General features: G+C 66.3%; 21 protein-coding genes. 13 read left to right on the top strand and 8 right to left on the bottom strand.

The features are described 5' to 3' along the window. Positions 1-277 precede the first annotated feature (277 nt). Together CF70_RS02600 and CF70_RS02595 are read left to right on the top strand one after the other, a co-directional pair. The gene (locus tag CF70_RS02600; RefSeq protein WP_035859996.1) at positions 278-1,435 is read left to right on the top strand and encodes an MFS transporter; all 1,158 of its coding nucleotides are present in this window, start codon (positions 278-280) and stop codon (positions 1,433-1,435) included. A gap of 241 nt (positions 1,436-1,676) precedes the next feature. Continuing rightward, positions 1,677-2,591, top strand: a complete 915-nt coding sequence (locus tag CF70_RS02595; protein ID WP_035859907.1) for a glutaminase — start codon at positions 1,677-1,679, stop codon at positions 2,589-2,591. A 14-nt stretch (positions 2,592-2,605) separates the two neighbouring features. Here CF70_RS02595 and CF70_RS02590 read toward each other — a convergent pair whose 3' ends face one another. From CF70_RS02590 to CF70_RS02585, 3 genes are read right to left on the bottom strand one after another with little or no spacing between them, the layout of a single operon-like run. Continuing rightward, entirely contained in the window at positions 2,606-3,244 is a 639-nt protein-coding gene (locus CF70_RS02590; RefSeq protein ID WP_235184861.1) for a BPL-N domain-containing protein, read from the bottom strand. Positions 3,245-3,271: 27 nt separating this feature from the next. Beyond that, entirely contained in the window at positions 3,272-3,409 is a 138-nt protein-coding gene (locus CF70_RS37265) for a hypothetical protein (RefSeq protein WP_235184859.1), read from the bottom strand. A 60-nt stretch (positions 3,410-3,469) separates the two neighbouring features. Beyond that, positions 3,470-4,135 carry a LysE family translocator gene (locus CF70_RS02585; RefSeq protein WP_035859905.1) on the bottom strand — a complete coding sequence of 222 codons (666 nt, stop codon included), beginning with the start codon at positions 4,133-4,135 and terminating at the stop codon, positions 3,470-3,472. Positions 4,136-4,423: 288 nt separating this feature from the next. On the opposite strand from CF70_RS02585, the gene CF70_RS02580 reads away from it, so the two are divergent. Both CF70_RS02580 and CF70_RS02575 read left to right on the top strand, forming a co-directional pair. After that, positions 4,424-4,666: a hypothetical protein gene (locus CF70_RS02580; protein ID WP_035859902.1), complete on the top strand. Its 243-nt coding sequence runs from the start codon at positions 4,424-4,426 to the stop codon at positions 4,664-4,666. 462 nt (positions 4,667-5,128) lie between these two features. Beyond that, positions 5,129-5,425: a hypothetical protein gene (locus CF70_RS02575; RefSeq protein ID WP_035859900.1), complete on the top strand. Its 297-nt coding sequence runs from the start codon at positions 5,129-5,131 to the stop codon at positions 5,423-5,425. A 398-nt stretch (positions 5,426-5,823) separates the two neighbouring features. Here the strand turns inward: CF70_RS02575 and tnpA are convergent, their stop codons facing one another. Continuing rightward, entirely contained in the window at positions 5,824-6,240 is a 417-nt protein-coding gene (gene tnpA, locus CF70_RS02570) for an IS200/IS605 family transposase (protein ID WP_035859896.1), read from the bottom strand. Between the two features lie 22 nt (positions 6,241-6,262). Between tnpA and CF70_RS02565 the strand changes: the two genes are divergently transcribed. Further along, on the top strand, positions 6,263-7,465 hold the full coding sequence (locus CF70_RS02565; protein ID WP_035859994.1) for an RNA-guided endonuclease InsQ/TnpB family protein: 1,203 nt from the start codon (positions 6,263-6,265) through the stop codon (positions 7,463-7,465). Between the two features lie 515 nt (positions 7,466-7,980). Further along, complete coding sequence (locus CF70_RS02560) at positions 7,981-8,235, top strand: hypothetical protein (RefSeq protein ID WP_035859893.1); 255 nt, start codon at positions 7,981-7,983, stop codon at positions 8,233-8,235. A gap of 48 nt (positions 8,236-8,283) precedes the next feature. Here the strand turns inward: CF70_RS02560 and pstS are convergent, their stop codons facing one another. Then, positions 8,284-9,315 (bottom strand): phosphate ABC transporter substrate-binding protein PstS, encoded by a 1,032-nt coding sequence (pstS, locus tag CF70_RS02555; protein ID WP_051647996.1) that lies wholly within the window; start codon positions 9,313-9,315, stop codon positions 8,284-8,286. A gap of 755 nt (positions 9,316-10,070) precedes the next feature. Here pstS and CF70_RS02545 point away from each other — a divergent pair. Together CF70_RS02545 and CF70_RS02540 are read left to right on the top strand one after the other, a co-directional pair. Continuing rightward, positions 10,071-13,712, top strand: a complete 3,642-nt coding sequence (locus CF70_RS02545; protein ID WP_035859887.1) for a hydantoinase B/oxoprolinase family protein — start codon at positions 10,071-10,073, stop codon at positions 13,710-13,712. A gap of 333 nt (positions 13,713-14,045) precedes the next feature. Next, positions 14,046-15,017, top strand: a complete 972-nt coding sequence (locus CF70_RS02540; protein ID WP_152561669.1) for a Bug family tripartite tricarboxylate transporter substrate binding protein — start codon at positions 14,046-14,048, stop codon at positions 15,015-15,017. A 137-nt stretch (positions 15,018-15,154) separates the two neighbouring features. On the opposite strand, the gene CF70_RS02535 is transcribed toward CF70_RS02540, so the two are convergent. After that, positions 15,155-15,976 carry an alpha/beta hydrolase gene (locus CF70_RS02535; RefSeq protein WP_051647995.1) on the bottom strand — a complete coding sequence of 274 codons (822 nt, stop codon included), beginning with the start codon at positions 15,974-15,976 and terminating at the stop codon, positions 15,155-15,157. A 59-nt stretch (positions 15,977-16,035) separates the two neighbouring features. Then, positions 16,036-16,695 carry a helix-turn-helix transcriptional regulator gene (locus tag CF70_RS02530; RefSeq protein ID WP_035859885.1) on the bottom strand — a complete coding sequence of 220 codons (660 nt, stop codon included), beginning with the start codon at positions 16,693-16,695 and terminating at the stop codon, positions 16,036-16,038. Positions 16,696-16,812: 117 nt separating this feature from the next. On the opposite strand from CF70_RS02530, the gene CF70_RS02525 reads away from it, so the two are divergent. After that, complete coding sequence (locus CF70_RS02525; protein ID WP_035859883.1) at positions 16,813-17,277, top strand: RidA family protein; 465 nt, start codon at positions 16,813-16,815, stop codon at positions 17,275-17,277. 12 nt (positions 17,278-17,289) lie between these two features. Here the strand turns inward: CF70_RS02525 and CF70_RS02520 are convergent, their stop codons facing one another. After that, a complete protein-coding gene (locus CF70_RS02520) occupies positions 17,290-18,246 on the bottom strand; it encodes a LysR family transcriptional regulator (RefSeq protein ID WP_035859880.1) in 957 nt (318 codons plus the stop codon). A gap of 340 nt (positions 18,247-18,586) precedes the next feature. Between CF70_RS02520 and CF70_RS02515 the strand changes: the two genes are divergently transcribed. The 4 genes from CF70_RS02515 to CF70_RS02500 all read left to right on the top strand — a co-directional run bounded on the left by CF70_RS02515 (position 18,587) and on the right by CF70_RS02500 (position 25,939). Continuing rightward, a complete protein-coding gene (locus CF70_RS02515; protein ID WP_035859878.1) occupies positions 18,587-19,510 on the top strand; it encodes an alpha/beta hydrolase in 924 nt (307 codons plus the stop codon). A 138-nt stretch (positions 19,511-19,648) separates the two neighbouring features. Next, complete coding sequence (locus tag CF70_RS02510) at positions 19,649-20,965, top strand: efflux RND transporter periplasmic adaptor subunit (RefSeq protein ID WP_035859876.1); 1,317 nt, start codon at positions 19,649-19,651, stop codon at positions 20,963-20,965. Positions 20,966-21,188: 223 nt separating this feature from the next. Further along, entirely contained in the window at positions 21,189-24,380 is a 3,192-nt protein-coding gene (locus CF70_RS02505) for an efflux RND transporter permease subunit (protein ID WP_035859873.1), read from the top strand. Positions 24,381-24,415: 35 nt separating this feature from the next. Next, positions 24,416-25,939 (top strand): efflux transporter outer membrane subunit, encoded by a 1,524-nt coding sequence (locus tag CF70_RS02500; protein ID WP_035859987.1) that lies wholly within the window; start codon positions 24,416-24,418, stop codon positions 25,937-25,939. Positions 25,940-25,973: the final 34 nt, after the last annotated feature.

Genomic DNA, 25,973 nt, shown 5'->3' with positions numbered 1-25,973 from the left:
CTGCGCGGTCGACGGAAATGCACAGGCGAAACCGCTGAGTAGTACTGCGTAGCCGGTCACCTTGTGACCGCTTCGGGCACAAGGTCTTTAGCGGGGCGGCCAACGTCCCGCGCGAAATTGGCGCAGAATGCCGGACTTGCGCAATCGTGCCGGCGCGCCGCAAAGCGCCTTTCACATACACGCGGCGTGCTGTCCTTTTCGCCGCGGCGTGCGCAACGTCCATCTCCGCCGGGCGCGCAAGCTTCGCCGGTCTCTCTCGTCCTTCAATAACAACATCATGCGATTACCGCTACTCGCGCTGGCTGCCGCGGCCTTTGGCATTGGCACCACCGAATTCGTCATCATGGGGCTGTTGCCCGATGTCGCCGCCGATCTAGGCGTCTCCGCGCCGGCTGCCGGCATGCTGGTTTCCGGCTATGCCATCGGCGTGGCCGTGGGCGCGCCCATCCTCGCCATCCTCACCGCCAGGTGGCCGCGCAAGACCGCGCTGGTCGGGTTGATGGGCTTGTTCATCCTAGGCAATGCGTTGTGCGCGCTGGCGCCCAACTATGCACTGCTGATGGCTGCGCGCGTGGTTACGGCGTTCTGCCATGCCGCCTTTTTCGGCATTGGCGCGGTGGTGGCCGCCGAACTGGTCCCGCGCGAGAAGCGCGCGCAGGCTGTCGCGCTGATGTTCACCGGCCTGACTGTGGCCAATGTGCTGGGCGTGCCGTTTGGCACCGCCTTCGGCCACCTGATGGGCTGGCGCTCCACGTTCTGGGCTGTCACCGTGATCGGCGTGGCCGCCGCCACGGCGCTGGTGGCATGGCTGCCAAAGGCCATTCCGATGCAGGCGGGCAGCATCCTGCGCGAATTCCGCTCGATCGGCGCGGCCCAGGTCCAGCTTGCGTTGCTGATCAGCACGCTGGCTTCGGTCAGCATGTTCACGGTGTTTACGTATATCGCCTACATCCTGCGCGACGTGACCGGCTTCACCGCGCAGCAGGAAAGCATGGTGCTGCTGCTGTTCGGCGCAGGCATCACGGTGGGCGGCCTGGCCGGCGGCAAGCTGGCCGACTGGAAGCTGATGCCGGCGCTTGCCAGCCTGCTGGCGGCGGTGGCGGTGGTGCAACTGGTGTTCTCGTGGACCAGCCATTTCCCGGTGCCGACGCTGTTCACGCTGTTTGTCTGGGGCATGGTGAGCTTTGCGGTGGTGCCCGCCACGCAGGTGCGCGTACTCGACAAGGCCAAGGGCGCGCCCAACCTGGCTTCCACACTGAACCAGGGCGCCTTCAACCTGGGTAACGCCACCGGTGCGTGGCTGGGCGGGTTGATGATCAGCGCGGGCCTGCCGCTGACACAACTGCCCTGGCTGGGCGCAGCGGTGGCCGCGCTGGCATTGCTGGCGGTCGGTGTGTCGGCCTCGCTGGACCGGGGCCGGCGGGTGGCGGCGTAAGGCCGAGGATTAGGGGGCAGCGGCGCCCATCGCGCGAAACATCCGGCCGGGCTTGCGGAGATATTTGCCCGGCGCCGATTCGGCACAGGCGCTGCGGGCGGTGCACGCCGGGCCCTGTAACGATGCCGTCGGGGCACCGCGCCGGGCCATGTCTCGTTGTACGATACGCGGAACCCGCTGGCGGCCCGGATGTTGTCCGGCCCGCGGCGGCCCGGAACAGAGCGGCTCGGCGACCCCCGGCATGGACTACGCACACATCCTCCAACGCATCCACCGCGACATCGCGCCCCTGCTTGGCCAGGGGCGGGTGGCGGACTACATCCCCGAACTGAGCAAGGTGCCCGCCACGCGTTTCGGCATGGCGCTGGTGTTTGCCGATGGCCGCAGCCATTGCGTGGGCGACGCTGCGGTGCCGTTTTCGATCCAGAGCATTTCCAAGCTGTTCGCCTGCACGCTGGCTTTCCAGTTGCTGGGGGAGGACCTGTGGCAGCGGGTAGGGCGAGAGCCTTCGGGCAATGCCTTTAACTCGCTGGTGCAGCTGGAGTACGAGCAAGGCAAGCCGCGCAACCCCTTTATCAACGCCGGCGCGCTGGTGGTGACGGACGTACTGTGCAGCCGCTTCGTCCAGGCGGAGACCGCGCTGGTGCAGTTCATCCGCCGCCTCAGCAATAACCCGGCCATCGACTATGACCCGAAGGTGGCGCAGTCCGAGCGCGAGCACGCGGACCGCAATCGCGCCATGGCTTACTTCATGAAGGATTTTGGCCGGCTGGATATGCCGGTGGACAAAGTCATCGACGCCTATTGCCGCCAGTGCGCCATTGCCATGACCTGCGAAGACCTGGCACGCGCGGCGCTGTTCCTTGCGCACGGCGGCGTGGTGCCATGGAGCGGCGAGCGCGTGCTAGGCGCCAGCCCTGCCAAGCGGCTTTCGGCCCTGATGCTCACCTGCGGCACCTACGATGCCGCGGGCGATTTTGTCTACCGGGTGGGTTTGCCGGCCAAGAGCGGCGTGGGCGGCGGCATCGTGGCGGTGCTGCCCGGCAGGTGGGCCGTGTGCGTCTGGTCACCGGGGCTGGACCACAGCGGCAATTCGCTGGCCGGGGTGCAAGCGCTGGAGTGGCTGACCACGTTGAGCGGGCATTCGATTTTCTGAATGGGGGCAGCCAGTCAGCCCAGCATCAACCCCGCATGCGCCAGCAAGTGCCGGAACACCGCCCGCCGGGCTTCTCCCGTTTGCGCCAGCTTGCGGCAAACGTGCAGGTGCGCCGTCATGTCGCTGTGCCCGCGCAGGGCGTCATTGCACTCGCGCTCCGAGATTTCCAGGTGGATGCCTGTGAGGATGGCGCAGCCCTTGCCCACGGGAGCGCTCACGATGGCGGGCGGGGTGCCTTCCAGGCCCGTGTACACGGCCAGGATCTGCGCCGCGTGGTTTGTTGCCTCGCCGAAGTCGAAGCGGCAGCCGCCGTGGTAGTGCGCATACAGCGTGATCGGGGCATGGGTCAGGCGATGGGTGGTGCGTATTTCTGCCGCAGCGGTGCTGCGCGGCGTTGCGTCATAAGCGACGCCCCGGGTGAGTTCGGGCAAGCAGCCAACCGCGACGGCATCCACAAAGCTCAGTTCGCGCGGGCCGCAGATAGCGCCTTCGGTGCCGGCATGGAACGCGAGTTCCCTGCAGGCGTAGTACGCGCCCGCGCAGATGCCCAGGTAGGCGCCGCCTTCTTCGACAAAGCGCCGGATGCGCGCGTTGGGCGCGCCGTTCAGGGCGGCGCAATAAGGCAGGTCCGCACCGCCCGGCATGACAAACATCACGGCATCATCGAAGAGCGTCTCGTCTTACCGGATGTCGTCGGCCATCACCGCCCGGATCTCGTACGCACCGGGAAGCAACTGCTGCCCGATCATCCGCATCAGGCGTGAGGTTCCGTCGGAGGTGCCGGCGTCGATATAGGTCAGGATCTGGGGCTTCGGCATGATGGATTGGCCCTTTTTGGCCCGATAGGGCGCGATAGTGCGGCAGCGGTGCTGCGTGCTTCAGGCTTGCGCGCGGCGGTAGAACGCCAGCCCGCCTGCCAGCGCAATCAGCGTGCCGCCCGACAGCCGGTTCAGCCAGCGCATGCCGTCGCCACGAAAGGCGTGCACGATGCGCGCGCCCAGCGCCGCGTACACCAGCATGACGGCCAGGTTCAGCAGGCATTGGGCCAGCGTCAGGATGGCGTACTGCGGCAGCAGCGCCGCGCTCGTATCGATGAACTGGGGCAGGAAGGCCGAGATAAATAGCAGCGCCTTGGGATTGGTCAGCGCCACCAGGAAACTGCGCGAGAACAGGACGCGGCCGCGCACCGCAGCCGGCGTGCGGGTGGCAGCGCAATCCGGTGTCGTCTTCGGTGTCGTCTCCGGTACCGTCTGCGCCGCCTTGCCTGAGCGCAGCATCTTCCACCCCACATACGCCAGGTAGGCGGCGCCAAACCACTTGATCGCCTCGAAGGCAACCTCGGACGCGGCGATCACGGCGCCAAGCCCTGCGGCCACGGTGACGACCAGGATGACATCGGCGGCCAGCGCCCCGGCCATGCCCCAGCACGCCTTGCGTACGCCATGCCTGGAGCCGTTGTTCAGGGCCAGCAGCACGGTCGGGCCGGGCGTGGCAATGGTCACGGCCGAGGCAAAGAGGAAGAGCAGCAGGGTAGGGAGCGTCATGGTGCAATCTGGCTGGCGCCCGCTTGGGCGGGCGGGGCACATAGAATGATTGCCCGCCGGCAGATTGTCCAGTGCCTGGCATGCCCGGCGCTGCCGCGCCATGTGTTGCGCAATTGGCAAAAATACAAGCCGGGAATGCACGAGATGAGCAGACATTGCGTGTTTTGATACGATGATGGTTAGAACGCAACGGTAGCCCGCAACCGCCATGGCGCTTGCGATGCGCGCTTGAACGACTAGTGTTCGCCCGGTTAAGTTGCGGTTCTCCAATAAAAGGCAGAGACAGCCATGATCAAAGAATACGCGTGGAAGAAGCGGGTTTTCGAGACCCATGAAGTACAAGTGCAGGTGCGGCCGAGAACGCCCACGGTCTGGGAGTACACGGTGCGGGTCTGCCGCCCGGGCACGAACATCCGGGCCGCCGGGACGTTGCTGGAATCGTCCAAGGTGACGGACCTGTTCCCCACGGCGGACGCGGCGGAGAAGGCGGGCTTTGCCCACGGCGCCGAACTGGCGAAACGGCTGGCCTAGGGGCGCGGTTGCAGCACGGAAAGGGTTGGAAAACGTCGATTTGGTGCTTTTTGCCAGCGGATGGTGTAGCAGTGTGACTTTTTGTAGCGGGTGGTTTGGAGCGTACTTTGTGCCGTTATACTGCGCAGGTCGTTGCAACCACAGCGACCGGGTTTAGCAGCCCGCGGAAAAAGGTGGACAATCCGCCATCAGGCGGCTTTTTTTGTCCGTCACGCCTTTGTGCGCCCCTACGGGCGGGCTTGGGCGGGGGAGCCTTCGGGCTCGCCGGTTCCTTTTTCCCGGTCTGCTAACCTCGCCTTGCGCCCGCCCACCCCGATTAGCAGCGGGGAGCGGAGTCGAATTCGCGTGAAAAAGGAGGCACACCCATGCCCCAGCCTTCGCTCGCCCATCCCGGGCAAATCGCACCTCCCAAGCCATCCATTCCCTGCCAGCGCCTGCGCGCCCCCCAACGGAGGGCGCCCGATGCATAGGTATCCGCACTACAGCATCACCGCCCAACGCGCCGGGCGTGACACCTTCCTCACGGCCCACGCCCCTTCCGAAAGCCCGCTAAGCCTCGCCGCCGAGAAAACCGCGCAACTCAACGCGCTGCTTTCGGTGGCTGTCGAGAACGCTGCCGGCGGCTCCTTGTGCAACATCACCGAAGAGACGCAGAGCCATCTGCTTTCGCTGGCGGCCGTGCTCTCGCATGAAACGCTGGTGCTGAGCGAGTTGGCCGCGCAGGACGATGAGGGGGAGGGGGAGGGCGGCGATGGATGATGGCTGGCAGGCCGTTTAGCCGCAGCGCACGACGATGGCTGCGCGGCGCATGACATCGATACGGTACTTCGTACGCACCGCAGCTTGGCGGCGCCAGACAAAGTGCACTACAACACGCGTTGCCAATCGCGCCGCCAATCGCACGCTTGCAGCCCCATGCGGCCATCGACTATGTTGAATCTCAAGGCCGAGGTGGCCGCTTCGATCAGGAGCTGTGTTGACGTCCTCCCCTGCCTAAAGAGGTTGTCGCAAAAGGGTACACAGCCGAGCACGCCGGCTTTTTTTTCCGGACAATTCAAGCACTTACAAAGCTGAATTGTTTCGATTTGTACCTTTTGCGACAGCCTCTTCAGGGCGGGGAAGGATAGCGCGGACGCCGTAGGCGTCCAATGCTGAGATCAGTGCGGCGTTTTCTGCTGTTCGATGTATTGCCGCACGATCTCGATAGGTGCACCGCCACAGCTGCCAGCGAAGTAGGACGGCGACCAGAGTGCGCCGCCCCATAGCTTCTTGCGGATACTGGGGTATCCCTTTTGTCGAATCACACGGCTGGATACGCTCTTCAGGCCGTTTACCAAGGATGATACTGAGACCTTGGGCGGATAGTTCATCAGCAAGTGGGCATGGTCGTCCTCGCCGTCGAACTCCGCCAGTTCAGATTCGAAATCCAGGCAGACGCTGGCAAAGATGCCGCGCATGTCATCGATGATCTCCTTGGTGAACACATTGCGCCGATACTTGGTCACGAAGACCAAATGCACGTGCATCAGGAAAACGCCATGCCTGCCGTGCCGAATGTCTTGGTTCTCTCGCATGGGCCAAGTTTATAATGGCCCGATGCAACGACTCCAGGCCTTCAAATACGAACTGATGCCTAACGGCGAGCAGCAGCGCGACATGCGCCGCTTCGCCGGATCGTGCCGCTTCGTGTTCAACAAAGCGCTGGCGTTGCAGAAGGAGAACTACGAATCGGGCGGCAAGTTCATCGGCTACGTCGAAATGGCGAAACGCCTGACCGAGTGGCGCAACGGAACGGAAACACCTTGGCTCAAGGACTCCCCGGTTCACCCGCTGCAACATGCGCTCAAGAATTTGGAGCGAGCCTACAAGAACTTCTTCGGCAAGCGCGCGGCATTCCCGTGTTTCAAGAAGAAAGGGCAGCGCGACAGCTTCCGCTACCCCGACTCGAAGCAGATCAAGCTCGACCAGGCTAACGGACGAATCTTCCTGCCGAAACTGGGCTGGCTGCGCTATCGCAACTGCCGGGATGTGTTGGGCACGGTCAAAAACGCCACGGTAAGCCAGTCGGGTGGCAAGTGGTTCGTATCGGTCCAGACCGAGCGGGAAGTGGAGCAGCCGGTGCCGCAGGCCAACAGTGCTATCGGCATTGACATGGGCATTGCCCGTTTCGCTACGCTCAGCGATGGCACGTACCTCGCGCCGCTCAACAGCTTTAAGCGGCACGAGGCGGCACTGCGCCGAGCGCAGCAAGCGATGAGCCGGAAGACGAAGTTCCGCAACAACTGGAAGAAGGCTAAGGCCCGTGTCCAGCGTATTCACGCCCGCATCGGCAACGCCCGCCGCGACTACCTGCACAAAGCCACGACCACGATCAGCAAAAACCACGCGATGGTATGCATCGAGGACCTGCAGGTGAAGAATATGTCCAAGTCAGCGGCAGGCAGCACCGAAGCGCCGGGCAAGAATGTTCGGGCCAAGTCAGGCCTGAACAGAGCCATTCTCGACCAAGGCTGGTTCGAGTTCCGCAGGCAGCTGGACTACAAGCTGGCGTGGAATGGCGGTTGGCTCATCGCGGTGCCGCCGCAAAACACGAGCCGGACCTGTCCGTGCTGCGGCCATGTCTCGCCCGAAAATCGCAGGACGCAGGCCGAGTTCGCGTGCGAGGCGTGCAGCTTTGAGGAAAACGCCGATGTGGTCGGCGCGATTAACGTTTTGGCGCGGGGACACCGCGTTGCAGCCTGTGGAGAGCCGGTGCAGTCGGGCCGCTCCGTGAAGCAGGAACCCACCGAAGCGATCTGAGATGGCGATCGTCGTCTCAGAAGCCGTAGGAATCCTTTGCCTTTAGGCAGGGGAGGATGTCAAGCATAGGGTTTGCATTTCGAATATGCAGCATAGTGAGTCGCGGCAATGCCGGATCACCTTTCGCTTTCGATAACCAGTATGGTTTGCCGTGGCTGTTCGCGGTAGGGTGCGGATTGCGGAACAGGAGAAGCAAGCGGTGCGATCTTCGGTCGTGTCAAAAACGATAGCCAATACCGCCCAGGATCACGTCGGTGTCGCGGTCATGACTGCTCACCGTACGGTTCCAGGACAGTCGTGCCAGCCAGCGGGCGGGTGTCAGGCACATGCCAGGGTGCGCCCCCAGGCTCCGAGGGTAGTGAATGCGGCGGCACCCATGAACGCCCGACAGGGACGGCGCGTGATCCGGGCTACGCCGCATATTGACTTGCATCAGCGAAGAACAATACCGGGGTTGTGATCCCATGCGCCGCTGCTAGAATGAATTTCCCTTTTCAGCATGCAGGAGCGCAGTCATGGCGACATACCAGCGCGGCGATCTTTTTATCGTCACTTCCGTCGAGGAACTGCCATGGGGGCGTTACCGGGGCTTTGTGACATTCACGGCGGGCGTACAGCCGGCGGCCTCCTCGCGGCACACGTGCACCAGATGCTGGGACAATCCGCTGCAGGCGCATGAGGACGCCGATGCCGAGGTCGAGTACGCCTACAGGCACTATCTGTCCGATCACACCGACTGGAGTTCCAGGGCCGGCAGTACCGAGCATTGACCGGCGCATCGGGCGCATCCCCTTGCCCGCTTGCGTGACTTGCCACGCTTACTTGAAGTTGTCGCGCCAATAGGTTTCGATCTGCTTGACCAGTCCGGGTGGCAGCGCCACATAGTGCTCCGCAGCGGCGTCGGCCTGCCCGTCGTTGAGTGCCCATTTGAAGAATGCCAGCGCACCCTGTGCGCTTGCCTGATCCTTCGGGATTTTCGGCATGATCACAAACACGGCGCCGGCAATGGGCCACGCCTGCGTGCCGGGCGCGTCCGTGATGACCTGGTAGAAATCCGTTTGCTGGGTCCAGTTAACGGATGCCACCGCCGCGCTGAAACTCTCGCGTGAAGGGCTGACGTACGCGCCGTCTCTGTTTTGCATTACTGCGTAAGGCAGTTTGCGTTGCAGGGCGTAAGTCAGTTCGACATAGCCAATCGCCCCTTTGACATTCTTGATATAAGTGGCCACACCCTCGTTGCCGCTGGCCCCGACGCCGGCGGGCCATTTGACTATCGTGCCGGCGCCCACGCTGTTCTTCCATTCGCCGCTGACCTTGGACAGATAGTCGGCCCAGTTGAACGTCGTTCCCGAACTGTCACTGCGATGCACGACCAGGATCTTTTGGTCGGGGAAGTGAATGCCGGGGTTGATTGCGCTGATGGCGGGGTCGTTCCAGCTGGCGATCTTGCCGAGGTAGATATCCGCCAGCAACTGGCCGGTAAAGCGAATCTGGCCCGCCGCGACGCCGTCCAGGTTCACAATCGGCACCACGCCGCCGATCACCAGCGGAAACTGCGCCAGCCCGGCAGCGCGCAATTCATCCGGCTTGAGGGGCATGTCCGAGGCACCGAAGGTGACATTGGCTGCCTTGATCTGCCGGATGCCGTTGCCCGAACCCGTGGGCTGGTAGTTCACCTCCTGGCCTGTCTTGGTGTGATACGTGGCCGCCCATTTGACCAGCAAGGGATAGACGAAGGTGGACCCTGCGCCGGTGATGTCGCCAGCGTGCGCAGCGAGTGCAAAGCCCGCGAGCGCGCATGCGAGGGTGGCTTGGCGCCACGTGTTCCGAAAGAACAGGGATCCAGTCATATCGCAACCTCCGTGCCGGCGGATCGGGAACGGGTAACGAGTAACGGAGAACGGGGAATGCGCCGGTGCATGCTCCGCCGAGGAGGTCACTTGCTTATCCTAGCACCTGGTCCCGCGCAGCCGGCAAGGCGTTTTTTTCGAATTCGCGCGGCGCTGTCACGGAATTGTCATACACCGTGTTCGAATTCTTGCTGTTGTGCGCGTATTGGACGCATAGCGAAAAAATCGTGCAAAGGTGTTCGCGCATCGGATCAAACCTGGTGCACCGGCAAGCTCGCGCGGCGCGCCCCCGATCCATCTCGCCGCAGCCTGCACCACCTGCCGCATGAAGCCGCATAAAGGCGCGATACACCTGGGCTTCGCAAGGGCCGCTCAAGTTGTTGCGGGCCGGCCTCCGGCGTCCTGGCGAGCTTGTCCATCAGTCCCTGTACTTCGCTGAACGGGCAGAGCTTGCAGCCGTCCTGCATCGTGATGCACGACCAGCGCGGGCACCTTGACCTCGCCGCCGTCCGAGAGCCGGATGGCGATGGCGGCCACCGGCTGCGTACCGCGGCCGGTGCCGGCCAGCCAAGCGGGCAGGCGGGCATGGCTGCGCATTCTCTCCGATCTGCAGGGCGCGTCGGAAATCGCCGCCTGCCCGGTCCGCATCCGCTACCTAGGGAAATCCCCCGGTTCAAATGGTGCAAAACGTTGCCAATTTATCGACAAATCGTGGATATACTGCACGGGCATTTCCACTCGTACTGGCACACATCATGGCAAACGCAATCCTTCCCCGCTGGCAGTTCTGGATCGACCGTGGAGGCACCTTCACCGATGTGGTGGGGCGCCGTCCCGACGGTACCCTCGTCACACACAAGCTGCTGTCGGAAAACCCGGAGCAGTACCGCGACGCGGCGGTGGCCGGCATCCGCCACCTGCTGGGCCTGGCGTCGGGCGAGCCGGTGACGGCGGACCTGGTCGAATGCGTGAAGATGGGCACCACGGTGGCCACCAATGCCTTGCTGGAACGCAAGGGCGAACCGACGCTGCTGATCACCACGCGCGGCTTCCGCGACGGGCTGCGCATCGCCTACCAGAACCGGCCGCGGCTGTTCGATCGCCATATCGTGCTGCCGGAACTGCTGTACAGCCGCGTGATCGAGGCCCAGGAGCGCATCGGCGCGCACGGCGATGTCGTCGAGCCGCTGGACCAGGACCACCTGCGCGAGCGGCTCTGGGCCGCCTACGATGCCGGGCTGCGCAGCGCGGCCATCGTCTTCATGCACGGCTACCGCTATGCCGCCCACGAGCAGGCCGCGGCGCGCCTGGCACGCGAGGTCGGCTTCACCCAGGTCAGCACCTCGCACGAGACCAGCCCGATGATGAAGTTCGTCAGCCGTGGCGATACCACCGTGGTCGATGCCTACCTGTCGCCGATCCTGCGCCGCTACGTGGATCAGGTGGCCGGCGAGATGCCAGGCGTGCGGCTGCTGTTCATGCAGTCCTCCGGCGGCCTGACCGATGCGCAGGCGTTCCAGGGCAAGGACGCCATCCTGTCCGGTCCGGCTGGCGGTATCGTCGGCATGGCGCGTACCGCGGGGCTGGCGGACCAGGCGCGCGTGATCGGCTTCGACATGGGCGGTACCTCGACCGATGTCAGCCACTACGCGGGAGAATTCGAGCGCGAGTTCGAGACGCAGGTGGCGGGCGTGCGCATGCGCGCGCCGATGATGAGCATCCACACCGTGGCGGCCGGCGGCGGTTCGCTCCTGACCTTCGACGGCGCGCGCTTCCGCGTGGGGCCGGAAAGCGCGGGGGCCAACCCCGGCCCGGCCAGCTATCGGCGCGGCGGGCCGCTGGCGGTCACCGATGCCAACGTGATGCTGGGCAAGATCCAGCCGGCCTGGTTCCCGCACGTGTTTGGCCACGGCGCCGACCAGCCACTCGACGCGGAGGTGGTGCGCGAGCGTTTCGGCACGCTGGCGCGCGAGAGCGGCCGCGAGGCCGAGGAGGTGGCGCACGGCTTTATCCAGATCGCGGTGCAGCAGATGGCGAACGCCATCAAGAAGATCTCGGTGGCGCGCGGCTATGACGTGACGCGCTACACGCTGCAGTGCTTCGGCGGCGCGGGCGGCCAGCATGCCTGCCTGGTGGCCGATGCGCTGGGCATGACGCGCGTGTTCGTGCACCCGCTGGCGGGCGTGCTGTCGGCCTATGGCATGGGCCTGGCCGACCAGAACGTGATCCGCGAGCAGGCGGTGGAAACCCGCCTCGACGCGGCGGCGTTGCCCGCGATCGACGCGGCCCTGGGGCAACTGGCCGAGGCCGCGCAGACCGAGTTGCGGCGTCAGGCGGCGGGGGATGCGCCGGTAGCGGTGCACCGGCGCGTGCACGTGCGCTACGAAGGCAGCGACGCAGCCCTGGTAGTGCCGCACGGCGATCTGGACGAAATCGTGCGGGGTTTCGAATCGGCTTACCGCCAGCGCTTCGCCTTCCTGATGCAGGGCAAGGGCCTCGTGGTCGAGGCGGTGTCGGTCGAGGCCGTGGTGCCGGGCGATGCGCCGGCCGAACGCGCGCACCCGCTGCATCCGGTGCGCGAGGTGCCGCGGCGCGGCACCGTGCCGATGTTCACCGCGGGCACCGACGGCGCGCCGGCGTGGCAGGACGCCGCGCTGGTGGTGCGCGAGGACATGCGGCCGGGCGATGTGCTGGCCGGCCCGGCCATCATCGCCGAGAAGAACGCCACCACCGTGGTCGAGCCCGGCTGGCAGGCCAGCCTGACGGCGCTGGACCACCTGATGCTCGAACGCACGATGGCGCGGCCGGCGCTGACCGCCGCCGGCACCACGGTGGACCCGGTGCTGCTGGAGGTGTTCAACAACCTCTTCATGAACATCGCCGAGCAGATGGGGCTGCAACTGCAGAACACCGCCTATTCGGTCAACATCAAGGAGCGGCTGGATTTCAGCTGCGCCCTGTTCGACGCCGCCGGCAACCTGATTGCGAATGCGCCGCATATGCCGGTGCACCTGGGTTCGATGGGCGAGAGCATCAAGGCGGTGATCGACGGCAACGCCGGGCGCATGCGCCCGGGCGATGTCTACGTGCTGAACGACCCCTACCACGGTGGCACGCACCTGCCCGACATCACCGTCATCACGCCGGTGTACGTGGGCGAAGGCGCCGAGCCCACCTTCTATGTGGGATCGCGCGGGCACCACGCCGATATCGGCGGCACCACGCCGGGATCGATGCCGCCGTTCTCGACGCGCATCGAAGAGGAGGGCGTGCAGATCCAGAACTTCAAGCTGGTCGAGGCAGGCCGGCTGCGCGAGAGCGAGATGCTGGCCCTGCTGCGCAGCGGCGAATATCCGTCGCGCAATCCGCAGCAGAACATGGCCGACCTGCGCGCGCAGGTGGCAGCCAACGAGAAGGGTGCGCAGGAACTGCGCCGCATGGTGGACGAGTTCGGGCTCGACGTGGTGCAGGCCTATATGCGCCATGTGCAGGACAACGCCGAGGAATCGGTGCGGCGGGTCATCACGCGGCTGCGCGACGGCGAGTTTACGCTGCCGCTGGACAACGGCGCGCAGATCCGCGTGTCGGTGCGGGTGGATGCCGCCGCGCGCAGCGCCGTGATCGACTTCACCGGCACCAGTGCCCAGCAGGCCAATAACTTCAATGCGCCGCGCGCGGTGTGCATGGCGGCCGTGCTTTATGTCTTCCGTACGCTGGTGCAGGACGATATCCCGCTCAACGCCGGCTGCCTGAAACCCCTGCAGGTGGTCATTCCGCCGGGCTCGATGCTCAATCCCAATCCGCCGGCTTCGGTGGTGGCGGGCAATGTGGAGACCTCCTCCTGTATCACCAATGCGCTGTACGGCGCGCTGGGGCTGATGGCGGCGGGGCAGTGCACGATGAACAATTTCACGTTCGGCAACGCGCGCTACCAGTACTACGAGACCATCTCGGGCGGCAGCGGCGCGGGCGGGTTCCATGACGAGACCGGCCAGCTGGCGGGCGGCTTCCACGGCAGCAGCGTGGTGCAGACCCATATGACCAACTCGCGCCTGACCGACCCGGAAGTGCTGGAGTTCCGCTTCCCGGTCCGGCTGGAGGGCTACCGCATCCGCGAGGGTTCGGGCGGCGCCGGCCGCTGGAAGGGCGGCAACGGCGGCGTGCGCCGGGTGCGTTTCCTGGAGCCGATGACCGCCAGCATCCTGTCCAACGGCCGCCACCATGGTGCCTTCGGCATGGCCGGGGGGCAGGCCGGCGCGCCGGGTATCAACCGGGTGGTGCGGGCCGATGGCCGCGTCGAGCCGCTGGACCATATTGGCCAGGCGGAGATGCAGCCGGGGGATGTGTTCGAAATCCACACCCCGGGCGGCGGCGGCTTTGGCCGCGGCGCTGCCTGAGGGTGCGAGCGATGAGCGCGCTGTAACGGGCTTCCGGCCCTTCGGCGCCGACAGCATCAACGCATCAACGCATCAACGCATCGTGGGAAGTGGCGCGGGCCCTGGACGGGGTACGCATCGGGAGTGCGCGCGCGGTTGCGCGCATTCCCGACAACGCGGCCACCAGCCCATCGACCGGCTTTCCCACCCTGCCGATCGAGCGGATGGCCGCCGCGCCGCCCCCGGGACCGCACGCCGCTATCGGTTACGGCGCCCTTCATTGAATCTGTTGTCGTGCCCTTTGCCGTAGTCGTGCCCTTTGCCGTACGCGGCGTTTTTTCAGGAGATATCCCCATGTTTGTGAAGCAATGGCTGGCCGCGTGTGCCGTTTTCGCGACCTTGTGCGCGCCCGCGCTCGCTGCCGATTTCCCCGCCAAGCCGGTGGTGATCGTGGTGCCTTACGCGGCCGGTGGCGCCGCCGATTTCGTCGCCCGCACCGTTGCCGCGAAGCTGTCGACGCGGTTGAAGCAGCCGGTGGTGGTGGAGAACGTCGGCGGCGCCAGCGGCACCATTGGCGCCGCCAAGGTGGTGGCTGCCGCGCCCGATGGCTATACGCTGCTGCTGGGCTCCGGCAGCGAAGTGTCGATCGCGCGCCTGACCAATCCGAAGATCCGCTACGACGGCCAGCGCGACCTTGCGCCGGTGGCGCTGGTCGGCACCCAGCCCCTGGTCCTGGTCGGCAGCAACAGTCTGTCCGCGCGCACCATGGACGAGGTGCTGGCGCTGGCCCGGGCCAACCCCGGCAAGCTGAACTACGGCACTGCCGGCGTCGGCACGCCCCAGCACCTGATGGGCGAACTGATCAATCTCGACGCCAAGGTGAAACTGTTCCACGTGCCCTACAAGGGCGCGGCTCCCATCATCAACGACCTGCTGGGCAAGCAACTGGACCTGGCGGTGGTGACCCTGTCCGGCGCCCAGGCCCATGTGAAGTCCGGCGGCATGCGCGCCATCGCGCTCAGCGAAAAGCGCCGCGCCACTGCGATGCCGCAGGTGCCCACGGTCAGCGAAACGCGCGGGCTGGAATCGGTCGACATGGGCGTCTGGTCGGGCCTGTTGGCGCCCGCAAAGACGCCGCCGGAAGTGGTCGATCTGCTGAACCGCGAAATCGGCCAGGTGCTGCGCCAGCCCGATGTGCAGGCGCGCCTGACCGAGGCCGGCTACCGGATCGTCGGCGGCAGCCCCGCATCATTTGCCGAGTTCATCTCCGCGGAAACGGATAAGTACCGCCGCATCGTGCAGGCGGCTGGCATCCAGGCCGAGTGACAGCACGCCGGGGCGGGCGCGGCACTGCGCGCACCCCCGGGAAATTAACGGGTAACGCGTAGCGCGTAACGCGCCGGCGCATGCTCGGCCGGCGATGTCACTTGCTTATCCTGGCGGGTGCAGCCCCAGCCTCGCGCCTACCGCTCCCCGATCCACCTCGCCACCGCCTGCACTACCTGCGGCTCGATGCCGTTGAAGCCGTGATACGCCATGGCTTCGCAAGGGTCGCCCACGTTGTTGCCGCCATCGAACTGGATCAGGCCGGCCTTGGGCGTCTTGGCGAGCTTGTCCATCAGTCCCTGTACTTCGCTGAACGGGCAGAGCTTGCAGCCGTCCTGCTCGTGGTGCACGACCAGCACGGGCACCTTGATCTTGCCGAGGTCCATCGCCGGCACCGGGCGGCCGCGTTCCTCGCGCAGGATGGTGGAGGTCAGCACGATGCCGTCGGGGCCGCCGCCGTCCGCGAGCCGGATGGCGATGGCGGCCACCGACTGCGTACCGCGGCTGGTGCCGGCCAGCCAGACGGGCAGGCTGGTATGGCCGCGCATCCAGGCGATCACGGCCCTGGCGTCCTCGGCATGCTCGGCGGACTGGCGGAAGCCGTTCAGGAAGGGGGAGGTCAGATGGTCGCCGGGTGCGTCGATGACCGCAACCGCCAGTCCGTTGTCGACGAAGAGCTGGCGTGCGCGTACCAGGAAGTTGCCGGCACCCCAGCCTAGGCTGCCGTTGGGATAAATCTGCAGGCCGCCGTGGCCGCCCGCGTAGAGGATCACGGCGGCCTTGGGCTGCGCGGGCGCGAGGTAGAGGAAGCGCTGCGTCACGCCGGGACGGGTCGGGATATCGACGACCTGTGCCGGCGCCGGCTGTGCCCGCGCCACCAGCGCGCAGAGCAGCAGGGAGGCGCAGAATGCGGCTTGCAGCAGCAATCCCGTCGGCGTGTTTGCGTGGCGGCAGGTCATGGGCTGGGTCTCCGGTTTCTGTTTGCTTTCCGCTTGCTTGCTGTTTGTCCCCCGGCAACCTATGCCGCGGCCCTGACCCGGTACACGCAGCGGCGCGCATTGCTGAGCAGGTGTTCCTCGCGCGTGACCGTCGCCTCGCTGCCGGCGACTTCCTGGAAGATCCGCAGCTCGGCCCGGCAGAATCCCTGGCAGGTCCGCGCCGCGGCGCAGATCGGGCAATGGTCTTCGATCAGCAGCCAGTCCGCCCCGTCCTGCTCCAGGCGCGCCATATAGCCTTCGGCCTGGCGTAGCGCGGCAAGGGTCGCCAGCCGCTGCGCGAGCTGCTCCTGGCCGGCGACGGCGGCAAGGTATTGCTGGCGGGTTTCCGCTTCGCGCTGGCCGATCAGCTTGTCCAGCCCATCCTCCCCGAACAACTCCCGCACCGAGCCGATCAACTGGATGGTGAGCTGCGCATGGGTATCGGGAAAGCGCCCGTGGCCGCTGGCGGTCAGGGTCCAGTCCTGGCGCGGCCGTCCGGCACCGCCGGCGCTTTGCTGGCGGCCTTCGATCAGTCCGGCGGCGAGCAGCTTCTGCACCTGCTGGCGCGCGGCTTCCGCGGTACCTCCGAGCGCCTGCGCGATCTGCGTGGTCGAGGCCGCGCCCTTGGTCTTCAGCAGGAACAGGATGCGATCACCCGGAGAACCAGTAGGGTTATCCAAGCTTTCTGTTGTGTAATTCATGCGGCGCGCCTAATATCCAAAAACGTTCTTGGATATTAGGGCAGACGGGCAGCCTTGTCGAGCCTGTCCCGCATCCGGCCAAGCAGCGCATTGCCACCGAAAAAGGAAACTGCATCCATGTCAGCCTCACTCACGCATCCCGCCAGGCGCCAGCTCACCATGCTCAATCCCCTCGGTCTCTACGATCCGAGCGCGAACGGTTACTCCCATGTGGCGCTGGTGGCGCCCGGCGCAAGCCTGATCTGCGTGGCCGGGCAGGGCGGCGAGCGGGCGGACGGCAGCTTGCCGGACAGTTTCGAGGCGCAGGTGCGGCAGGCGCTGGACAATCTGCGCGTGGCGCTGGCCGCCGCCGGTTCGCACTTGCATCAGGTTGCCAGGCTGACCGTACTGGTGGTGGATCACGATGAGGCGCGCCTGCGCGTGCTGGCGGAGGTGCTGGCGCGGGCCTGGGGCGATGCGCCCAAGCCGGCCTGCACGCTGATCCCGGTGCCGCGGCTGGCGCTCGACGGGATGTTGTTCGAGGTGGAAGCGCTGGCCGTGGCGGATGCGTCCAACGTATCCGCCAAGGCCAGCGCGACCTAGCCCGTGGCGCGTTCAGGCCGCCAGTTTGGGCGGCTGGGGTTGCCGGGCCGGCCCCGCCTGTGTTTCCCCGAAATGCGGATGGCGCGCGAACAGTTCGGCTGCCCAGTTGACGAAGACGCGCACCTTGGCCGACAGGTGGCGGTTTTGCGGATACATGGCGGCGATCGGCAGCGAGTCGGTGGGCCAGTCGGCGAGCACCTCCACCAGCCGGCCGCTTTCCACATACGGCAGCGCCATCACGCGCGAGATGCGCGCAATCCCGTGGCCTTCCAGCGCGCAGGCCAGGTAGACGTCGGCGTCGTTGGTGGAAATGGCCGAGGGCAGCAGCATTTCCGTGCGTTGCTCGCCCGCTCCCATCGGCCACGGCATCTCGCGGCCGGTGCGATTGGACAGGTAATTCACGGCCTTGTGCTGCACCAGGTCGCTGGGCTGGGTGGGCGTGCCGTTGCTCTTGAGATAAAGCGGCGAGGCATAGAAGCCGAGCCGGAGTTGCCCGATGCGGCGCGCCACCATGGTGTCGTCCACCGGATCGCCCACGCGCAGCACCACGTCCACGCCCTCCTTGAGCAGGTCGATGGGCTTGCCGTTGATGGTCAGCTCCATCTTCAGCTCGGGATACGCGGCGAAGAACTCATGCAGCCTGGGGATCAGCACCAGCTGCGCCAGCCCGGCGGTGGTGTCAACGCACAGCGTGCCGCGTGGCGTGTTGTTCTGGTGGGTGAGCGATTGCTCGGCCTCTTCCACGTCCGCCAGGATCCGCACGCAGCGTTCGTAATAGGCGGCGCCGTCGGTGGTGACGCTGATGCGCCGGGTGGTCCGGTGCAGCAGCTTGACGCCCAGGTGCGTTTCCAGGTTCTGGATCAGGCGCGTGAGCGTGGCCTTGGGCAGGTCCAGCGACTCGGCCGCCCGCGCAAAGCTGCCTACATCCACCACGCGGGTAAATGCCTGCATTGATACGAGACGATCCATGTTCACTCCCCCGGATAAGGAAACAGGCAGGTCCGGCCGGCCGGGCAGGCACCCGAATGGGGTGCGCCCCGGCCAGGCGCATGACGGGTTGCGCGTGTGGCGCGGCTGCGGAAGTGCGGGAGTGGATCACAAAACGGATGACCTTGCACAGCGAAGGGTTTCCCGATCGCGGAAACCGCGATTATTCCATCTGGGAAACAGTGCATTGGTGAAGCCTCGCTTTATCCCACCTTTATCAACCACCATAATTCGCTGCATCGCAATATGCAATGGAGGCGCCGTTAACGTACCCGTTAGTGCACCCGCTAGTGCACCCGTTAGCGCGCAACAACTCACCGCCATGTCGCCCACGCAACCGAAATCCGCAGCAGCAGCCTCCGCAGCCGAACTGGCCGAGGGGCACACGACCGAGCATACGGTGGAAAGCAGCGGCCGCACGATCGCGGTGCGCCTGAGCTACCCGCCGGGCTATCCGGCGGGCAAGACGGCGCCGCTGCTGCCCTGGCTGATCTACCTGCACGCCGGTGGCTTTGTCGACGCCAGCCTGGAGAAGTCCCAGCGCCTGGCAGGCTCGCTGGCCGGCACGGTACCCGCGGTGGTGGTGACGCCGGCATACTCGCTGGCCCCCGATTTCCCGTTCCCGGCGGCGCCGGAAGATGCGTTCCATACCGCAGAGTGGGTGCTGCGCCATGCGCGCCGCCTCAAGGTGGACAAGCTGCGCTTTGCCGTGGTGGGTGAGGAGGCGGGTGGCAACCTGGCGATCGCGCTGTCGCAGATGCTGCGCGACCGCGGCTTGCCGGAGCCGCGCGCGCAGTGGCTGATCCGCCCGGTTACCGATCCCTGCCTGCAGCATGCATCGTGCGCGGTGGGGCAGGGCGGGCGCAGCGTGCCGCTGGAAATGCTGCAGCGGCTGGCCGGGTACTACCGCGATTACCTGCCTACCCCGGCCGCCAGCGTGCACCCCTACGCGGCCCCGGCCCTTGCCTCGCGGCTGGCCGGCCTGCCGCCCACGCTGATCCAGGTGGCCGAGGAGGATGCGCTGCGCGCCGAAGGCGAAGCCTTCGCCGGCCGCCTGCTGACGGCCGGCGTGCCGTCCGAAGCCCGAATCATGGCCGGTGCCTGTGGCGCCGGCGTGGAAGAATCCCACGACCGATGTCAGGTGTGGATAAACGAAGGCGCGCGCTACCTGCAAGGCTATCTTGCCGGCGACGACGACGCCTCGCCCAAGGCCGAACGCCAGACAGGAGCCAGCCCGCCCGGCTGATCCCGAATTACAAAGCCAAGCCGGCCTGCGCATAGCAGGCGTACCGGGCGCGATCCTTTGCGCGCGCCGGCGGGGGCGTTCGTCCCATTTTTGCTTTCCAGTTGAAGAAAACCGCAGACGGAATACGGAGTCAAGAAAATGAATCAGCAATATCGGCGCACCATGATTGCCCTGGCCATCGTCGCTGTGCTCGGCGCCGGCCTGGCCACCTCGATCTTCAAGCCCTGGCACGCCGGCGAGGCGCAGGCCGTGCCCGCGCCGGCAGCGCCCGCCACGGTGGACGTGGCAAGCGCGCTGGGCAAGACCATCACCGAATGGGATGAGTTCTCCGGCCGTCTCGAAGCCGTGGACCGTGTGGAGATTCGCGCCAGGGTCGGCGGCACCATCGACGCCGTGCACTTCCGCGAAGGCGCGCTGGTGAAGAAGGGCGATCCGCTCTTCACCATCGACCCGCGCCCTTACGCCGCCGAGGTGGCGCGCGCCGAGGCCGCGCTGGCCGCCGCGCAAGTGCGTTCCAGCCACGCGCAGACCGAGCAGGCCCGCGCGCAGCGGCTGGTGCAGGACAACGCGGTATCGCGCCGCGAGTTCGACGAGCGCGACAACGGCGCCCGCGAAGCGGTAGCCAATGTGCGCGCCGCGCAGGCCTCGCTGGAAGTGGCGCGGCTGAACCTGGCCTATACGCGGATCACCGCCCCGGTCAGCGGGCGCGTATCGCGTGCCGAGATCACCGTGGGCAACCTGGTGGCGGCCGGTGCCGGCACGCCGGTGCTGACCACGGTGGTGTCGGTGTCGCCGGTGTACGCCAGCTTTGAACTCGATGAGCAGACTTACCTGCGCTATACGGCAAATACGGCGAATACAGCGGATAAGGCGGATAAGGCGGATAAGGCGGATACAGCCGGTGGCGCGTCCGGCGCGCAAGGCGGGCAGTCCAGGTTGCCGGTGTTCCTGGGCCTGGCCAACGAGGAGGATTATCCGCGCGAGGGCCGCATCCAGTCGGTGGACAACCGGCTCGACACCAAGAGCGGCACCATCCGCGTGCGCGCCGTGTTCGACAACCCGGATGGCCGCCTGCTGCCGGGCCTGTATGCGCGCATCAAGCTCGGTGGCGGCTCGCCGCACCCGGTGGTGCTGATCAACGACCGCGCCATCGGCACCGACCAGGGCAAGAAGTTCGTGCTGGTACTGGATAGCGCGAACAAGCTGGCCTACCGCGAAGTCACGCTCGGACCGTCGTACGAAGGGCTGCGCGTGATTCGCCAGGGTTTGAAGGCCGACGAGAAGATCGTGGTCAACGGGCTGCAGCGCGTGCGTCCCGGCGTCACGGTCGCGCCCAAGCCGGTCGATATGGCGTTCAAGCGCGAGCTGGAGCAACGTGCCGAATCGGCTGACCGCAAGCAGGCGGCCACGGAGAAAACCACGGACAAGGCAGCCGATGGAAAACCGGTGACCTGAGCCGATCCTGCAAGAGCCGCATGAGCTGAATCTGCCAAGGGTTTGCTCGCTCTCCCGCATGGCGGGAGAGCGACCGGGGGAGAGGGCGGGCGCATCCACAATGTGCCGGCATTGAAACTACCTCTCCCCCGAGGCCAAACCATATTTAGCTTCCCCGCTCCACATGGCGCCTGCATGCCAGGCCGCCAGGGGGAGCCTTTTCGCCAAGACTGCCGAGACTGAGATGAATCTCTCGAAATTCTTTATCGACCGGCCTATCTTTGCCGGCGTGCTATCGGTGCTGATCTTCCTGATCGGCGCCATCTCGATGTTCAAACTGCCGATCTCGGAGTATCCCGAGGTGGTGCCGCCGTCCGTGGTGGTGCGCGCGCAGTATCCCGGCGCCAACCCCAAGGTGATCGCCGCTACCGTGGCGTCTCCGCTGGAGGAGCAGATCAACGGCGTCGAAGACATGCTCTACATGTCGTCGCAATCCAATAGCGATGGCCTGCTGACGCTGACCGTCACCTTCAAGCTTGGCACCGATCCGGACAAGGCGCAGCAACTCGTGCAGAACCGGGTGGCGCAGGCCGAACCGCGCTTGCCGGAGGACGTGCGCCGCCTCGGCATCACCACCGTCAAGAGCTCGCCCGACCTGACCATGGTGGTCCACCTGGTCTCGCCGAACGACCGCTACGACATGACCTACCTGCGCAACTACGCGGTGATCAACGTCAAGGACCGCCTGGCGCGGATCCAGGGCGTGGGCCAGGTGCAGTTGTTCGGCTCGGGCGACTACTCCATGCGCGTGTGGCTGAACCCGGAGAAGATGGCCGAGCGCAAGCTGGCCGCGGCCGACGTGGTCAAGGCCATCCGCGAGCAGAACGTGCAGGTGGCCGCCGGCGTGATCGGCGCCTCGCCGTCGCTGCCGGGCGCCGACCTGCAGCTTTCCGTGAACGCGCAGGGCCGGCTGGAAACGGTCGAGGCCTTCGGCGACATCATCGTGGCGACTTCGCCCGATGGCGGCGTGACGTACCTGAAGGACGTCGCCCGTATCGAGCTGGGCGCATCGGAATACGCGCTGCGCTCGCTGCTGGACAACAAGTCCGCGGTGGCCATTCCCATCTTCCAGGCGCCGGGTTCCAACGCCATCCAGATCTCGGATGAGGTCCGCAAGACCATGGAGGAACTCAAGCAGAACTTCCCCGATGGCGTGGACTACAGCATCGTCTATGACCCGACCCAGTTCGTGCGCCATAGTATCGAGGCCGTCACCCACACGCTGTTCGAAGCCATCGCGCTGGTGGTGCTGGTGGTGATCCTGTTCCTGCAGACTTGGCGCGCTTCGGTGATTCCGCTGCTGGCGGTGCCGGTGTCCATCGTGGGTACGTTCGGGCTGATGCACGCGTTTGGCTTCTCCATCAACGCGTTGTCACTTTTCGGGCTGGTGCTGGCGATCGGTATCGTGGTGGATGATGCGATCGTGGTGGTGGAGAACGTCGAGCGGAATATTGCCGAGGGGCTGTCTCCGAAGGAGGCGACGTACAAGGCCATGCGCGAAGTCAGCGGCCCGATCATCGCCATCGCGCTGACGCTGATCGCCGTGTTCGTGCCGCTGGCCTTCATGACGGGCCTGACCGGCCAGTTCTACAAGCAGTTCGCGCTGACCATCGCCATCTCGACCATCATCTCGGCCTTCAATTCGCTGACGCTGTCGCCGGCATTGTCCGCGCTGCTGCTGCGTGGCCACGATGCGCCGAAGGACTGGCTGTCGCGCGCCATGGATCGGGTGCTGGGCGGCTTTTTTGCCCGCTTCAACCGCTTCTTCGGCGCCAGTGCCGACCGCTACGGCAAGGGCGTGAAGGGCGTGATCTCGCGCAAGACCGCGGTGTTCGGCGTGTACGCCGTGATGCTGGCGCTGACCTGGGGCGTGTTCCAGCTGGTGCCCAAGGGCTTCGTGCCGGCGCAGGACAAGCAGTACCTGGTGAGCTTCGCCAAGCTGCCTGACGGCGCCACGCTGGATCGCACCGAGGACGTGATTCGCCAGATGTCCGACATCGCGCTCAAGCAGCCCGGCGTGGAATCGGCGATTGCCTTCCCGGGCCTGTCGATCAACGGCTTCACCAATAGCCCGAGCGCCGGCATCGTGTTCGTCTCGCTCAAGCCGTTTGAAGAACGCAAGACCAGGGAGCTGTCGGGCAATGCCATCGCGCAGCAGCTCAACGGCAAGTACGCTTCGATCCAGGACGCCTTCATCGCGGTGTTTCCGCCGCCGCCGGTCCAGGGCCTGGGCACCATCGGTGGCTTCAAGCTGATGATCGAGGACCGTGCCGCGCTGGGTTACGACGCGCTGTTCGACGCCACCAACGCGTTCACCAACAAGGCGCGCGCCACGCCGGAGCTGGCAGGTATCTTCACCAACTACCAGGTCAACGTGCCGCAACTCGACGTGAAGCTGGATCGCGTCAAGGCCAAGCAGCTGGGCGTGCCGGTGACGGACGTGTTCGATACGCTGCAGACTTACCTCGGCTCGGCCTATGTCAACGACTTCAACAAGTTCGGCCGGACCTACCAGGTCAAGGTGCAGGCGGATGCGCAGTTCCGCGCGCACGCGGAGGACATCCTGCAACTGAAGACGCGCAACACCGCCGGCGAGATGGTGCCGCTGTCGTCGCTGCTCACCGTCAAGCAGGGGTTCGGCCCCGACAGCGTGGTGCGCTACAACGGCTTCACCGCCGCCGACATGAACGGCGGCCCGGCGCCGGGCTTCTCCTCGGGCCAGGCGCAAGCCGCGGCCGAGCGCATCGCCGCCGAGACGCTGCCCAAGGGCATCAAGTTCGAGTGGACCGACCTGACCTACCAGGACATCCTGGCCGGCAATGCGGGTGTGTGGATCTTCCCGCTGTGCGTGCTGCTGGTGTTCCTGGTGCTGGCCGCGCAGTACGAAAGCCTGACGCTGCCGCTGGCCGTGATCCTGATCGTGCCGCTCAGCCTGCTGGCCGCCATGACGGGCGTGTGGCTGACCCGTGGCGACAACAACATCTTCACGCAGATCGGTTTCATCGTGCTGGTGGGGCTGTCGGCGAAGAACGCGATCCTGATCGTGGAGTTTGCGCGGGAGCTGGAGCATGAAGGCCGCTCCATCGTGGCCGCGGCGATCGAAGCCAGCCGCCTGCGCCTGCGCCCGATCCTGATGACGTCGTTCGCGTTCATCATGGGTGTGGTGCCGCTGGTGGTGTCCACCGGCGCCGGCGCGGAGATGCGTCACGCGATGGGCGTGGCGGTGTTCGCGGGGATGCTGGGGGTGACGTTCTTCGGGCTGTTCCTGACACCGGTGTTCTACGTGGCGCTGCGCATGCTGGCGACTCGCGGTGAGCGCCGCAAGGTGTCGGATGCGCCGTCGGCGAGCCACAAGGTTATCGCCTCCGCTGAATAAGGATGACAGAAATGAACGCAACCATGACATCCAGGATGACATCGCTACTGCCCGCGGCACTGCCGCGCCTGGCCACGCTGGCCGTGGCCTTGGTCCTGGCGGGCTGCTCGCTGGCACCGACCTACAAGGTGCCGGAGAGCGCCACCGCCGCCACGCCCGCCTACAAGGAAGCCGAGGCCGCGCAGGCGGAAGGCGCCCGGTGGAAGGTGGCAACCCCGTCCGAAGGCGCGCAGCGCGGCGAATGGTGGAAGATCTTCGGCGATGCCGATCTCGACCGCCTGATTGCCGCGGCGACCGAGTCCAACCAGGATCTCGCCATTGCCGCGGCCCGCGTCAAGCAGGCGCGCGCCTTCACCGGCGTGGCCGAGGCAGACCAGTACCCGCAGCTCAGCGTGGGCCTGGACCCGACCCGCACGCAGCTTTCGGCAGCCTCGCAAGGACTGCCCGACGGCACGCGCGTATCGCCGCAGACGGTATTGCGGGCGCGCGCCATCGCCGGCTACGAGGTCGACCTGTTCGGCCGCGTGGCCGACAACGTCAAGGCGGCGCGGGCGGAGGGCGAAGCCGCTGAAGACCTGTACCGCTCGGTGCAGCTCGCGCTGCAAGCCGACGTGGCGCAGGCCTACTTCGCGCTGCGCACGCTGGACAGCGAGCGCGACCTGCTCAACGCCACCATCACGCTGCGCGAGGATGCGCTCAAGCTGCTCAAGCGCCGTTTCGACGAAGGCGAGACCACCGATCTCGATCCCGCCCGCGCCGAAGCCGAGCTGGGCACGGCACGGGCGGACCTGGCCGGCATCGAGCGCCGCCGCGCCAACCAGGAGCACGCGCTGGCGGTGCTGACCGGCGCGCCGCCGGGCGCCTTTACGCTGGCTGCGCGCCCGCTCGACGCCGCGCTGATCACGGTGCCGGCAGGACTGACTTCGGACCTGCTGGAGCGCCGTCCCGACATCGCGCAGGCCGAGCGCCTGATGGCGGCGGCCAACGCGCGCATCGGTGTGGCCAAGTCGGCGTTCTTCCCGCGCATCACGCTGACCGGCTTGTTCGGATTCGAATCGAACGACTTGTCGAACCTGTTCAAGTGGTCATCGCGTGCCTGGATGCTGGGGCCGCTGATCGGCAGCACGATTGCGCAGCCGATCCTGGACGGCGGCCGCAACAAGGCCAACCTGGCGGCGGCGCGCGCGCAGCACGAGGAAGCGGTGGCGGGCTATCGCCAGAGCGTGCTGACGGCGCTGCGCGAGGTGGAAGACAGCCTGGCCGATGTGCGCTGGCTGAGCCAGCAGGCCGGTGCGCTGGACGGCGCGCTGGGAGGCGCCCGGCGCGCGGCCAGGATCTCGCGCAGCCGGTATGAGGCCGGTGCGGTGGATTACCTGACGGTGATCGACGCCGACCGCACAGTGCTGCAGTCGCAGCGCGAGGCCAACCAGGTGGCCGGCCTGCGCGCTTCCGCGACGGTGGCGCTGGTGCGCAGGCTGGGTGGCGGTTGGGGGCCCTTGCCCGAGGCCACGCCCGAGATGGCACAGGCAGGCCCCGGCCCGCTGGCCGCGAGCCGCTAAGCGCGCCTGCAAGCCGCGGCAACCGCCCTCGCGC

Origin of the sequence: Cupriavidus sp. SK-3 (genome assembly GCF_000611145.1) — a bacterium.
Taxonomy (GTDB): domain Bacteria; phylum Pseudomonadota; class Gammaproteobacteria; order Burkholderiales; family Burkholderiaceae; genus Cupriavidus.
Note: the sequence above shows the minus strand (reverse complement) of the source record. Positions and strands in the feature narration are given on the sequence as shown.

What these genes read in the sequence shown, in the direction of transcription:
- CF70_RS02600 (WP_035859996.1), top strand. Translation starts at nt 278, where the DNA reads ATGCGATTACCGCTACTCGCGCTGGCTGCCGCGGCCTTTGGCATTGGC.
- CF70_RS02595 (WP_035859907.1), top strand. Translation starts at nt 1,677, where the DNA reads ATGGACTACGCACACATCCTCCAACGCATCCACCGCGACATCGCGCCC.
- CF70_RS02590 (WP_235184861.1), bottom strand. Translation starts at nt 3,244, where the DNA reads ATGTTTGTCATGCCGGGCGGTGCGGACCTGCCTTATTGCGCCGCCCTG.
- CF70_RS37265 (WP_235184859.1), bottom strand. Translation starts at nt 3,409, where the DNA reads ATGCCGAAGCCCCAGATCCTGACCTATATCGACGCCGGCACCTCCGAC.
- CF70_RS02585 (WP_035859905.1), bottom strand. Translation starts at nt 4,135, where the DNA reads ATGACGCTCCCTACCCTGCTGCTCTTCCTCTTTGCCTCGGCCGTGACC.
- CF70_RS02580 (WP_035859902.1), top strand. Translation starts at nt 4,424, where the DNA reads ATGATCAAAGAATACGCGTGGAAGAAGCGGGTTTTCGAGACCCATGAA.
- CF70_RS02575 (WP_035859900.1), top strand. Translation starts at nt 5,129, where the DNA reads ATGCATAGGTATCCGCACTACAGCATCACCGCCCAACGCGCCGGGCGT.
- tnpA (WP_035859896.1), bottom strand. Translation starts at nt 6,240, where the DNA reads ATGCGAGAGAACCAAGACATTCGGCACGGCAGGCATGGCGTTTTCCTG.
- CF70_RS02565 (WP_035859994.1), top strand. Translation starts at nt 6,263, where the DNA reads ATGCAACGACTCCAGGCCTTCAAATACGAACTGATGCCTAACGGCGAG.
- CF70_RS02560 (WP_035859893.1), top strand. Translation starts at nt 7,981, where the DNA reads ATGGCGACATACCAGCGCGGCGATCTTTTTATCGTCACTTCCGTCGAG.
- pstS (WP_051647996.1), bottom strand. Translation starts at nt 9,315, where the DNA reads ATGACTGGATCCCTGTTCTTTCGGAACACGTGGCGCCAAGCCACCCTC.
- CF70_RS02545 (WP_035859887.1), top strand. Translation starts at nt 10,071, where the DNA reads ATGGCAAACGCAATCCTTCCCCGCTGGCAGTTCTGGATCGACCGTGGA.
- CF70_RS02540 (WP_152561669.1), top strand. Translation starts at nt 14,046, where the DNA reads ATGTTTGTGAAGCAATGGCTGGCCGCGTGTGCCGTTTTCGCGACCTTG.
- CF70_RS02535 (WP_051647995.1), bottom strand. Translation starts at nt 15,976, where the DNA reads ATGACCTGCCGCCACGCAAACACGCCGACGGGATTGCTGCTGCAAGCC.
- CF70_RS02530 (WP_035859885.1), bottom strand. Translation starts at nt 16,695, where the DNA reads ATGAATTACACAACAGAAAGCTTGGATAACCCTACTGGTTCTCCGGGT.
- CF70_RS02525 (WP_035859883.1), top strand. Translation starts at nt 16,813, where the DNA reads ATGTCAGCCTCACTCACGCATCCCGCCAGGCGCCAGCTCACCATGCTC.
- CF70_RS02520 (WP_035859880.1), bottom strand. Translation starts at nt 18,246, where the DNA reads ATGGATCGTCTCGTATCAATGCAGGCATTTACCCGCGTGGTGGATGTA.
- CF70_RS02515 (WP_035859878.1), top strand. Translation starts at nt 18,587, where the DNA reads ATGTCGCCCACGCAACCGAAATCCGCAGCAGCAGCCTCCGCAGCCGAA.
- CF70_RS02510 (WP_035859876.1), top strand. Translation starts at nt 19,649, where the DNA reads ATGAATCAGCAATATCGGCGCACCATGATTGCCCTGGCCATCGTCGCT.
- CF70_RS02505 (WP_035859873.1), top strand. Translation starts at nt 21,189, where the DNA reads ATGAATCTCTCGAAATTCTTTATCGACCGGCCTATCTTTGCCGGCGTG.
- CF70_RS02500 (WP_035859987.1), top strand. Translation starts at nt 24,416, where the DNA reads ATGACATCGCTACTGCCCGCGGCACTGCCGCGCCTGGCCACGCTGGCC.